Raw genomic sequence first — 11,638 nt, 5'->3', positions numbered from 1 at the left:
ATGAAAAAATCAGTAACTATAATGATGGTTTTTTTTAGCACACTAGTTGGTTTAGTATCGTGCAGTGTGGATAAAAAACCCTACGATTCGTTAACGCCGGAAGACCTCAATAACTCTCCAGGGAGCTTGGAATCCGTAACGAAAGGGAATTATGCAAAATTGAAAACGATGGCCTTAGGATGGCATCGTGTACAAGAGTTTCCTGGTGATAACGTTTCATTGAGTGGCGTGACAACATCTCATCTCATCTATTTATACAATTATCAACGTATCCCTACCAATTCTTTTGCCAATTCCTTTTGGCAGAATTCTTACTTCGTTATTGCAGCAGCCAATAAAATCATAGCGACGGTTCAGGAAAATCAGAGCGCGGAGAATGATCAGTTGCTTGGAGAAAATTATTATTTGCGGGCTTTGTTACATTTTTCGTTGTGCAATGTGTTTGGCCGTCCATATAGTCAGGGCGCGCAGCACTTGGGTGTGCCAATTAAGATTGATGCAGATGCCTATAACTATCCACAAAGAGCTACCGTAGGTGAAGTGTATCAGCAGGTAATTGCCGACCTTTTAAAGGCTGAAACATTGATGAATACCTTTAAATCTAATGTCTATGCTTCTAAAGAGGCCGCATGGGCGCTATTATCGCGCGTATATTTGTATATGGAAGATAATGAAGATGCGATCAATTATGCAAACAAAGTGATCGAATCAAACCGTTTTTCGCTGCTTTCGACAGCAGATTTTCCTAATTATCCAAAGTTTAAACCTGAAAGTAATACCGAAACTATTTTTGCTGTTAAGTTTATGCCAGATCAAGATTTGGCAGATGGAGGTAATAGCAACATCGGCTCAATGTATGCAACAATCAATGGTATTGGCTACGGCGAGATGTATGCTTCCGACAGTTATTTAAATTTGGTGAGACGTTTTCCGCAAGATGTGCGGAATCAATTTATAGCACCACTTTACTTAAATAATGGCAAAGAATGGGCTATTTACGTCAATGATGCATGGCAATATGTCAAAGTTCAAGTTACAAAAGAGGGGGAACACTACTATTATGCAGAAGGGAACACGAAGAAAGCTTTAGAAGAAGAGCTTGGACTGAGCGGTGCTAAAAATTACTACATCCGTTTACCGAATAGCCAGCGTAAACAAGTCAGGGTGGAGCCCGAAATTGACCAGCGTAATGGTTATCCAAAATATTTCATCATCAAATGCTCGCAGCAAGAAGGGCAGGCACAGCTATGGTCGCCTATCATTTCCCGTTTAGCGGAAATTTACCTCAACCGAGCGGAAGCGTATGCTAAATTGGGAAAAAATGCGGAAGCGCTAAGCGATCTGAATCGCATTCGTAGTCGTGCAGGTATACCAGAACAGGGCCTGTATTCCATAAATAATTTACCAACGGGGCAAAGTCTGCTCGATGTAATTTTAGATGAGCGGAGGCTTGAGCTAGCTTGGGAAGGGCATCGTAAATTTGATGTGTTTCGTAATCAGAAAGTGATGGATAGAAAATATCCAGGGGTTCATTTAACCGGCAATAGTGTCATTAAAGAGGTTTCATGGCAAGATGCTGCTGCGGTAGAATATATCCCTGAATCACAGATTTTGGTTCAGGAAGGTTTAGAGCAAAACCCTTAATCCATATTTTTTATGCTTATTAAATTATTAAATCATGAAACAAAAACAGCAACATTTAAAACGAGCATTAGTGTTTTTATTCGTTAAACTTTTAACAATAAACTATTTGCAAGCACAAGAGATCAAAGTGATGACCTATAATATCTATCATGGAGAACAACACTATGCCATGGGCAAGAGTAATCTCGAACAGGTAGCAGCGGTAATTAATCAATATAAACCCGATTTTGTAGCCATGCAGGAAGTGGATAGTATGACGAATAGAACAGCAGGGTTTAATGAAGGCGTAAAAAAGGACTTAGTGCAGGAATTGGCCAAGTTGACAGGCATGTATGGTTTTTTTGGTAAGGCAATGGATTATAGCGATGGTGGATACGGCGAAGGTTTATTGTCCAAATATCCTACAGCAGCTAAGGTGTACCATTTGGTTACACCTGTTGGGGGAGAAGGTAGGGCGCTAATAGCCGTTAAGCATACTTTCCCTAATGGTAAAGAAGTGGTGTTTGCAGGCACACATTTGTGTCATGAATTTGAGAAAAACCGCGTAGCGCAAGCCGAGCAGGTAGCCGGCATCCTCAGCGGACTGAATTTGCCGGTGATGGTGGGAGGTGATTTTAACATTAAACCGGAAAGTGAACCCTATAAACGGATTACCGCTAAAATGAATGATGCGGCCAAGTTGTTCGGAAATCCAGCGTTAACGTTTCCCTATACCAATCCACGGGTGCGTTTAGATTATATATTTCTCGATCAGCATGCTTCCTGGAAAGTTAAAGACGTGCAGGTAATCAAAGCGAATGCATCCGACCATATGCCCGTGCTGTTTACGTTGGAGTTAAATTAAATGAACACGGAAACCTAAAGCCCATGACAGTTGTTTTTTCAAAAAAAGATAATTTGCAACCTTCCTAGGCATTCAGTATTTGTGTAAAGATAACTGAATAAATGGGTAAGATAGTAAAAGGAAACGATAGGCAAAGTGGCTTACTTTGTTTATCGTTTTCATTCCTTTTTTAACTAAACAATACAACACATGGAGGTAGCATTATTTGTGCCTTGTTATGTAGACCAATTTTATCCAGGGGCGGCGCGTGCAACCTTAGAACTGTTAGAAAAGCTGGGAGTTAATGTGCATTATCCAGAAGGACAAACATGCTGCGGTCAGCCTATGGCCAATTCGGGCTATGAGCATCTCACTGGAGGATGCAACGAGAACTTTGTCGAGCATTTTAAGGACTATGAATATATTGTTTCACCTTCGGGAAGCTGTGTATTACACATAAAAGAGCATTTGCATTCCGGAAAACAACCTGCCCAAGGGGAAGAAATCCGTCATAAAATCTACGAATTGACGGAATTCTTAACGGACATATTGCAGGTGGAAGCATTGGATGCCCGTTTTCCGTATAAAGTTGGTGTGCATCAAAGCTGCCATGGGCAGCGGGGATTGAAGCTTTCGCAGATGAGCGAACTAACAGCCCCTGCCTTTTCTAAGCCGGGAAAACTGTTGCAGATGGTAAAAGATATTGAGCTTATTCCGCTAGACCGCATCGATGAGTGTTGTGGCTTTGGCGGAACCTTTTGCGTGGCGGAGGAAGCTGTCTCCGTGAAGATGGGAAAAGATCGTGTGGCAGATCACCTTCGTCATGGTGCAGAATATATTACAGGTGCGGATATGTCTTGCCTAATGCATATGGAAGGTATACTCCGAAGAGAAAAAAGCCAAACAAAAGTGATCCATATTGCTGAAATATTGAATAGTTGGTAATGCATACAGAAAAGAAACACGCCGCTTTGGCGAATACATTTAATGCAGACGAAACTCGGGTAGATTGGCACGATCAAACCCTATGGTTTGTGCGGGCAAAAAGAGATCGCCTCACCCATGGCTTACCTGAATGGGAAACATTAAGAGATACTGCTTCTCAAATCAAACATCATGTGCTTTCCCATTTGTCGGAATACCTACAGGAGTTTGAGAAAAATGCACAGGCTAATGGGGTTCAGGTACACTGGGCGGCAGATGCGGAAGAGCATAACCACATCGTTTATGAGCTCTTGCAACAACACGGCATCGATCGTATGGTAAAAAGTAAATCCATGCTCACAGAAGAATGCCACTTAAATGATTATTTGTCATCCAAGGGCATTGAGGTGATTGATTCCGATTTAGGCGAACGTATTGTTCAGCTGGCGAAAGAAATGCCTAGCCATATTGTATTGCCGTGTATCCATAAAAAAAAGGAGGAGATTGGCGAAATTTTTCACGAGCATTTAGGAACCGCTGAAGGCGTGTCTGACCCCCAAATCCTAACTGAAACTGCCCGTCAGCACTTGCGTGATGTTTTTATGACGAGAAGGGCTGCACTTACAGGCGTAAATTTTGCCCTAGCCGAAACAGGCGAAATGGTGGTGTGCACCAATGAAGGAAATGCCGATATGGGCGCTCATCTTTCCAGTATCCATATTGCCAGCATGGGGATAGAAAAGTTGCTGCCCAAGCGGGAGCATCTAGGCGTGTTTTTACGGTTGCTCACCAGGAGTGCTACGGGGCAGCCTATTACGACGTATTCCAGCCATTTTAGAAAACCGCGTGCCGGACAGGAAATGCATGTCATTTTGGTCGATAATGGAAGAAGCAGGCAATTGGGGCGTAAGGATTTTCGAAATTCACTGAAATGTATCCGTTGCGGAGCCTGTATGAATACCTGCCCTGTTTATCGGCGAAGCGGTGGACATAGCTACCATCATGCGATTAGTGGTCCGATTGGTTCTATTTTGGCCCCGAACCTAGACATGGAAAAGTTTGCTGATTTGCCTTTTGCCTCCACGCTCTGTGGTTCGTGCAGCAATGTGTGTCCGGTAAAGATTGATATCCACAACCAATTGTATAAATGGCGTCAGGAGTTAGTAAAAGCGGGCTATACCGATAAGAAAAAAACACTGGCGATGAAAGTCATGGCCAATACCTTGGCATCGCCAAGCAAGTTTAAATTAGCTGGTAAAATGGGGCGACTGGCCTTAAAATATGCTCCTTTTACGGTAAATAACCGTTTAAATCCATGGTATAAAGGCCGTGAAATGCCTATACCCCCTAAACAATCATTCAGTGAATGGTATAGGGAACGTAAGAAGTGATAAGTAATAAGTTTTAAGTTGTACGTTTTAAGCCAAATTCAGCAATAGGGCATAAGTTGTATGTGTAAAGCTTTAAGCTCTGGAGTTATACGTTTTAAGTTTTATTGTGCTAGGGATCAGTGTGTACTTATAACGTAGAACTTTAATACTTACAACTGTCTTGATACTAAAATATGACGAGCAAAGAAAAAATACTTCAAGCCGTAAAGGCAGCACAACCAGAAGCAACGGCTTTGCCTCCGGCTATAGACCAGCCTATCATCTATGATGATCCAGCCGCTAAATTTATGGAAACAGCTACCACAGGGGGGAGTGCTGCGTTGGAAGCAACCGATCGGAAAGCCGTTCGGGAACATATCGTAGATGTGTATCTTCCAGAGCTCCGGAAAAAATGGCAGTTGGAGAATACCCTGCGCATCGTATCTACTTTGGCGGAAATGGAAGGCTTGGCCGAACAGTTGTTGCCTTCCGAACCCTTAGATCCGCATTCCTATCAAAATGTAGCTGTCGCTATTCTATATGCTGATTTTGGTGTAGCTGAAAATAGCGCTTTATGGGTTCCTGAACAAACGATAAGGGTCTTACCGTTTATCTGCCAGCATCTTATACTGCTGGTTAATCGGAACGATATCCTCAGCAATATGCACCAAGCCTATGCACGAATGGGTTTAGGCGATGATCCCTTCGGTGCTTTTATTGCTGGTCCTTCTAAAACGGCCGATATTGAACAATCCTTGGTACTGGGTGCCCATGGGCCACGCAGCTTGGGAGTTTATTTGGTGATGGATTAGCACCGTCTTTTTTGATTCACTTATTTTTTGGTATCTTTGTGTAAATTAATAGGTTGTGCATGAATAATTTAAATTATCCATTAAACAATGCTCAAGTAGAGTTAATGAAGCTGTTTAGTACAGATTTATCTGATAAGGAGCTACAGGATCTGAAACAATTGTTGTCTGCTTTTTATGCTAAAAAGGCTATTAAAGAGGCCGACACTATTTGGGATACGAAAGGCCTGTCTGACGATGACATGGAGAAGCTTTTAAATGAGGGCTAATAAAAAGTTATTGGCTGTAATAGATACTAATGTATTATTGGTGTCAATCTCTAGTCGCTCAAAATTCCATTGGATATATGAAGCGATATTGTCTGGTGTCTTTGAACTTGCCATTACTCCAGATATTATGTTGGAGTACGAAGAGAAAATCAGTGAGCACTGGAGTGCCTCCGTTGCTTCTAATGTTGTGCGTTCTATAACAGAATTGTCAACTACAGTTATGATTAGCGTTTATTATAATTTAAATCTAATTTCTTCTGATGAGGATGATAACAAATTTGTAGATTGTGCTTTTGCTGCAAATGCAGATTTAATTGTAACCCATGATAACCATTTTAATATTCTGAAGCGGGTTGATTTTCCACGCATTCCAGTGGTAGATGTCCCAGAATTCAAGAGAAGACTCACTTAAAACATCATCTCAAGTATCCTCAATTTACGCCAAAATAACTGAATACCAAGCCAATTTTTTGAACAGCATAATTTACCCGCAACACTTGGTCTATATACGCTTTCAGTGCGCTGGGTACTGACCAATTGTACATGGGTGTACCTAGCACTAGGATATCGGCGTCTTTCAGCTCAGTAATCAATTGATCGCTTATGCTGAGGGCTTCAATATCCTCGGCGGTACGCCGTTCAACCAGTTTAAAAGCTGCTGCAATCCATTTTTCGGTAATGTGGGGAATATGCTCCTGCCCAACTTCAACAAATACATTCGTCATGTATCGGCTTAATGACCGTTCTTTACGTGCACTGGCATTTATAACTAATACATTGTTCATTACTGTACGGAATACATTATGGATTTTACTAGGGATGCATCGATAGCGAAACGCCGAGACGGTTCAGCGCATTAATATTGATGACCGCTATGATCAATTTGGCCGTCATTTCTTCTCCGAAAAGGGTAATGGCCTCTTGATAAGTTTGATCGCTCAAACCATGGTCGGCAATTAAGGTGATTTCCTCTGTCAACGCCAAAATAACTTGATGTTCTTTGCTAAACCAATTTTTTGCCTCCCGCCACGCACTTAATACATGTAGTCGTTTAGGATCTTCACCATATTTCAACGCTTCTTGACTATGCTTATTTAAGCAATAGGCGCAACCATTGATCTGTGAAGCCCTGATTTTGATAAGCTCCTGTTGTAATTTATCGATTCCTGTATTGGCTACATATTCCGATAGCTGCATTAGAATTTGATGAGAATCGGGGATTAGTTCCTTAAGATTTAATCTGTTTGACATGTTATTTATATTTAAATGTTGATAAAAATTAATTATTGCTGTTTAATGGATCTTCTTGGGTATGTGAGGTGTCTAAATACGCATCTATACTCCAAGGAAAACTGGGGAAAGTGCTTAGCATTAGACTCGAAAAACTCACAACAAATACTGAATAATTAAAGGGTGCCCGGTAATGGAGGAAAAAGAGCATGCTCAGCGCAAAAACCAATGTCAAACCAAAACTTGCAAAGGCAGCATATTTGATTTTATAACCTGCAAGAAGCAGTATACCGCAGAGTACTTCTCCAACGGTAGCCACAAAGCCGAAAAAGCTAGCCATACTTTCACTAACATAGGGCATTAACATATGTGTATAGGCCACAAAATTTGCCCAATCCCCCAAAGCTACGTTGGCATCACCAGGTGCACCGAAAAACCCGGTACGATCTAGCACGGGTAATAAAAAACCAATTCCAATAGAACATCGGAGAAGTAGTTGCGTTATTGGATAAATTGTTTTCATATGATGTCTGTATTGATCGGTACAAAGATACCCCAGATAAAAATGGATATGAGGTACCAGAAAACAATACCCAAGTAGTCCAGGTTGTTTTGAGTTTAACATGACAGTAAGGGTGTGCCAGCACGATAATTATATACTATTGTAGTATTTGTATTTTGATTTACCCTGCACTGTGCCTATATTCGTTTTCTGCTGTCTTTTATATCATTATTATGCTTCCTTATAAAAATCTACTTGTCATTGATAAAAACAGCTATGTAGCCATCTATAGACAGCTTGCCATACAGTTCATTGGCCTAATACAAGAAGGAAAGCTCTTGCCGGGTACGGCATTACCCAGCACGCGAGTGCTGGCTGCTGATTTGGAATTGCATCGGAAAACGGTTATGGCGGCTTACAACGTACTGGTTTCTGAGGACTGGATCGACAGTGTGCCGCGTAAAGGCTTCGTTGTATCTCCTCGGTTACCAGTGGTTAGACCAAAGTCTTATCATACCAATCGGTTGGCATCGTATGATGCTGATCCAAGATTCCGGTATAAAACTCTTGAGCATTTTAATCGCTCTCCGATTGCTGTCAAGAAAACGGATATAGTGGTAGATGATGGTTTTCCTGATATGGCACTTCTTCCGGTAGAAGCCATGCTCAAAGAATATAGAAGGGTAATGGATTACCCCGCTTTAAAAAAAATAAATTCAGGTTGGCAACGGGAAGGATCGGCTGATTTTAGAAGTGCCTTGTGTGCTTTTCTAAATCAGACAAGGGGAATCGATATTCGAATAGAGAACCTGTTAACCACCAGAGGGGCACAAATGGCTATCTATATTGCGTCCTCACTGATCATTCAACCCGGAGATAAGGTTATGATCGGCGAACCCAGTTATTCCTTTGCAAACTCGGTTTTTGAACAGCTTGGAGCAGAACTGATCCGTGTTCCGGTTGACGATCACGGTATGCGTACCGATTGTGTAGAGGAGGTGCTTCGAAAACACAGCATTAAATTATTGTATATCATTCCGCATCATCACCATCCCACCACGGTGACGATGAGTGTTGAACGGCGCAATCATTTGCTCCAATTGATCCGCCGCTATCAGTTGGCCGTTATCGAAGATGATTATGATTATGACTTCCAGTTTCAATATGCTCCTTATTTGCCACTAGCTAGCGGCGATCATGAAGGTAATATTATTTATATTGGATCATTGACCAAAGTGCTTGGTACACCCTTTCGGTTAGGCTACTTAATTGCTACAGAAAAATTTGTTCAGGAGGCTGCCAAGTGGAAGACATTGATCGACTTAAGAGGCGATGTTCTCCTAGAACATGTAGTGGCTCATCTCATCCAGCGTGGTGAGCTAAAGCGATTGATACAAAAAGCCAATAAGCTATATCGGCAACGGTGCTATTTTTTAGCCGATTTAATGCGTACGCAGCTTAACGAAAATATCGAGTTTAAAAGACCAAATGGAGGAATGGCTTTATGGCTTAAATTTCAAACAGATTTTCCATTGGGAAAGGTCATTAAAAAAACAGCTTCCTTAGGATTGAAGATCACAGGAAGTGTATATTCCTTAGAAAAAGGTGCTTCATATAATGCCTTTCGCTTTGGCTTCGCTTCACTCCATGAAGAGGAAATGGAAAAAGCAGTACATCTTTTATCGGATGCTATTGGTAAAGTATAGGTAAAAACGCATATACGGAGGAAGGATAGAGACAATAATGGTCGAAATGAGTAACTAAAAAGTTCTGGATAAAATAGTATCTTTGTTATTATGATTTAGTACTGGAGAATGTAAATGATGCGCACTACCAGCTTTTGTTACAAATGGCTAAGGGCTAAAATTTAACGTGAGTGAAGTAGAGCTTCAGAAGAAGATGTAGACATCGCTGTTACTCTCCAGAAAAGATATTTATAAAAAATTTTCTTAACATTGGTTACCAGACGTCAATATACCTCACCAATTAGCCAAGATTACTGAATATTCCATAATTACTATCTTTTAAGTTTGTCTGATTAATCAAAGTTTTATGCGTACAACTGTTTTTTTATTGTTGCTGTTGACTGGCGTTCTGTCGCGCAGTTGGGCACAGGCATTTGATGATGCACCTAAGCCCTATGGGGCACTACCCAGTGCCAGGCAACTGGCCTGGCAAGAAACGGAACTATATTGTCTCATTCATTTTACGCCTACCACCTTTCAGGATAAAGAGTGGGGCTATGGAGATGCCGATCCGTCTCTTTTTAATCCAAAGCATTTTAATGCTGAACAAATAGTAGCTGCTGCAAAGGCTGGTGGGTTTAAGGGCATTATATCAGTGGCCAAACATCATGATGGCTTTGCCTTATGGCCCACAAAAACGGCTGCTTACAATATCAGCGAAAGTCCGTGGCGCCAAGGTAAAGGCGATATGGTCAAAGAATTTCAGTTGGCAGCAAAGAAGCTGGGCTTAAAGTTTGGGGTTTATTGTTCGCCATGGGATCGGAATAATCCCGCATACGGTACACCTCAATATATCGAAGTTTATCGTAATCAGCTGAAAGAACTATACAGCAATTATGGCGATCTCTTTATGAGTTGGCACGATGGTGCGAATGGTGGTGATGGCTATTATGGCGGACGAAAGGAGAAACGGCAGGTCGACCAGTCCACGTATTACGACTGGAAAAATACCTGGGCGATTACCCGCGAAATGCAACCCAATGCTTGTATCTTTAGCGATATCGGATGGGATGTGCGTTGGGTTGGTAATGAAAAAGGAGGTGCTCCTGAAACCAGTTGGACAACCATTACGTTCACCGGTAAAGATGGAAAGCAGGCGATGCCAGGATTTCTGGATGATAGCAACCTGGGGAATGGAACAAGAAATGGCGAGCTATGGATACCGACGGAATGTGATGTTCCCTTAAGACCGGGTTGGTTTTACCATGCTTCACAAGACGATCAGGTAAAAACACCAGCCGTGTTATTCGACCTTTATTGTAAAAGTGTAGGCCGTGGTGGTGCATTGGATTTAGGCTTGTCGCCAAATACAGATGGGGTTCTTCATCCGAAAGACGTCGCTGTTTTAAAAGATTTTGGCTCTCTTTTGAAAAATATCTTCGACCATAATTTAATAAAAGGGGCCACTATTACCGCCTCTAATACGCGGCATAATCGTATCGATCGGTATGGTGTTGGGCAACTGACTGACGCTGATCGTTACAGTTATTGGGCCACTGATGACAACGTGAAACAAGCGGAGCTCACAATAGACTTACCTCGTCCAACGACATGGAATATCATGCGTTTACGGGAAAACATTAAATTGGGACAACGCATTGATAGCATATCTGTTGATGCTTGGCAGGATGGCAAATGGCATCGGATCGCAAGCGCGACCAGCATTGGCGCCAATCGAATTATTCGTATGAAACAGTTTACCACAAGCCAAAAACTGCGGATAAAAATAATGGCTCCCGTTAGTATTGCTTTGAGTGATCTTGGCCTCTTTGCCGAGCCGGCGTCTTTAGCAAATGCTGGTTTGAGTGCAAAATCAGCTAATGCCTTAGACAAAAAGGGATGGGAAGCGAAAACGCTTGGAAATGCGCTTATCATTAACTTAGGGAAATCAACAACATTTTCTGCAATCGGTTATCTACCTAGACAAGACGGAAAACTAACGGATGTGGTGACCAAGTATCGCTTTTTTAGCAGTGATGATGGCCGAAAATGGACAGCATTAGCGGATGGTGAATTTGCGAATATCAAAGCCAATCCTATATTACAACGGATTTCACTACCAAAACCAACAACCGCAAGGTATCTCAAGTTAGTCGCTGAAAAGGGAGCGGACGATACTGCCGAATCGCTAGCCTTCGATGTCAACGCGATCAGTCTCTATAAATAAGACACAATCGATTGCGTTTGTTCGCGGTTTGTTTTTATGGCTTTTGCTGCTTATTATTGAGAAGAATAACTTCGCCCAAGGTATATAGGAGCGATTGACGTTTCTGCCGTTGCCGAATTCGGCAAGGAAGAACTGAAGATATATCATAAAATCAG

12 protein-coding genes are annotated in these 11,638 nt (G+C 41.8%); 9 read left to right on the top strand and 3 right to left on the bottom strand.

Annotated features, from left to right (window positions below):
* From ABD930_RS17475 to ABD930_RS17445, 7 genes are all read left to right on the top strand, one after another.
* Window positions 1-1,644, top strand: coding sequence for a RagB/SusD family nutrient uptake outer membrane protein (locus ABD930_RS17475; RefSeq protein WP_345233593.1), 1,644 nt, complete (start codon window positions 1-3; stop codon window positions 1,642-1,644).
* Window positions 1,645-1,678: 34 nt separating this feature from the next.
* Window positions 1,679-2,488, top strand: coding sequence for an endonuclease/exonuclease/phosphatase family protein (locus ABD930_RS17470; protein ID WP_345233591.1), 810 nt, complete (start codon window positions 1,679-1,681; stop codon window positions 2,486-2,488).
* A gap of 189 nt (window positions 2,489-2,677) precedes the next feature.
* Window positions 2,678-3,412 carry a (Fe-S)-binding protein gene (locus tag ABD930_RS17465; RefSeq protein ID WP_345233588.1) on the top strand — a complete coding sequence of 245 codons (735 nt, stop codon included), beginning with the start codon at window positions 2,678-2,680 and terminating at the stop codon, window positions 3,410-3,412.
* Window positions 3,412-4,782 carry a lactate utilization protein B gene (locus tag ABD930_RS17460; RefSeq protein ID WP_345233586.1) on the top strand — a complete coding sequence of 457 codons (1,371 nt, stop codon included), beginning with the start codon at window positions 3,412-3,414 and terminating at the stop codon, window positions 4,780-4,782. Before ABD930_RS17465 ends, ABD930_RS17460 begins: the two co-directional genes overlap by 1 nt.
* 173 nt (window positions 4,783-4,955) lie before the next feature.
* Complete coding sequence (locus tag ABD930_RS17455; protein ID WP_345233584.1) at window positions 4,956-5,573, top strand: LutC/YkgG family protein; 618 nt, start codon at window positions 4,956-4,958, stop codon at window positions 5,571-5,573.
* A gap of 59 nt (window positions 5,574-5,632) precedes the next feature.
* Window positions 5,633-5,839: a hypothetical protein gene (locus ABD930_RS17450; RefSeq protein ID WP_345233582.1), complete on the top strand. Its 207-nt coding sequence runs from the start codon at window positions 5,633-5,635 to the stop codon at window positions 5,837-5,839.
* The gene (locus ABD930_RS17445; protein ID WP_345233580.1) at window positions 5,829-6,251 is read left to right on the top strand and encodes a putative toxin-antitoxin system toxin component, PIN family; all 423 of its coding nucleotides are present in this window, start codon (window positions 5,829-5,831) and stop codon (window positions 6,249-6,251) included. The genes ABD930_RS17450 and ABD930_RS17445 overlap by 11 nt, the downstream gene beginning before the upstream one ends.
* Window positions 6,252-6,270: 19 nt before the next feature.
* On the opposite strand, the gene ABD930_RS17440 is transcribed toward ABD930_RS17445, so the two are convergent.
* The 3 genes from ABD930_RS17440 to ABD930_RS17430 are packed head-to-tail and all read right to left on the bottom strand — an operon-like array spanning window position 6,271 to window position 7,592.
* Window positions 6,271-6,624 carry an FMN-dependent NADH-azoreductase gene (locus tag ABD930_RS17440; RefSeq protein ID WP_345233578.1) on the bottom strand — a complete coding sequence of 118 codons (354 nt, stop codon included), beginning with the start codon at window positions 6,622-6,624 and terminating at the stop codon, window positions 6,271-6,273.
* A 28-nt stretch (window positions 6,625-6,652) separates the two neighbouring features.
* Window positions 6,653-7,090 carry a carboxymuconolactone decarboxylase family protein gene (locus ABD930_RS17435; RefSeq protein ID WP_345233576.1) on the bottom strand — a complete coding sequence of 146 codons (438 nt, stop codon included), beginning with the start codon at window positions 7,088-7,090 and terminating at the stop codon, window positions 6,653-6,655.
* Window positions 7,091-7,118: 28 nt separating this feature from the next.
* Window positions 7,119-7,592 carry a DoxX family protein gene (locus ABD930_RS17430; RefSeq protein ID WP_345233574.1) on the bottom strand — a complete coding sequence of 158 codons (474 nt, stop codon included), beginning with the start codon at window positions 7,590-7,592 and terminating at the stop codon, window positions 7,119-7,121.
* Window positions 7,593-7,804: 212 nt separating this feature from the next.
* Between ABD930_RS17430 and ABD930_RS17425 the strand changes: the two genes are divergently transcribed.
* Both ABD930_RS17425 and ABD930_RS17420 read left to right on the top strand, forming a co-directional pair.
* Window positions 7,805-9,277 carry an aminotransferase-like domain-containing protein gene (locus ABD930_RS17425; RefSeq protein ID WP_345233572.1) on the top strand — a complete coding sequence of 491 codons (1,473 nt, stop codon included), beginning with the start codon at window positions 7,805-7,807 and terminating at the stop codon, window positions 9,275-9,277.
* 346 nt (window positions 9,278-9,623) lie between these two features.
* Complete coding sequence (locus tag ABD930_RS17420; RefSeq protein WP_345233571.1) at window positions 9,624-11,483, top strand: alpha-L-fucosidase; 1,860 nt, start codon at window positions 9,624-9,626, stop codon at window positions 11,481-11,483.
* Window positions 11,484-11,638 lie beyond the last annotated feature (155 nt).

The organism is Olivibacter ginsenosidimutans (assembly GCF_039542865.1).
In the GTDB taxonomy this organism is placed as follows: domain Bacteria; phylum Bacteroidota; class Bacteroidia; order Sphingobacteriales; family Sphingobacteriaceae; genus Olivibacter; species Olivibacter ginsenosidimutans.
Note: the sequence above shows the minus strand (reverse complement) of the source record. Positions and strands in the feature narration are given on the sequence as shown.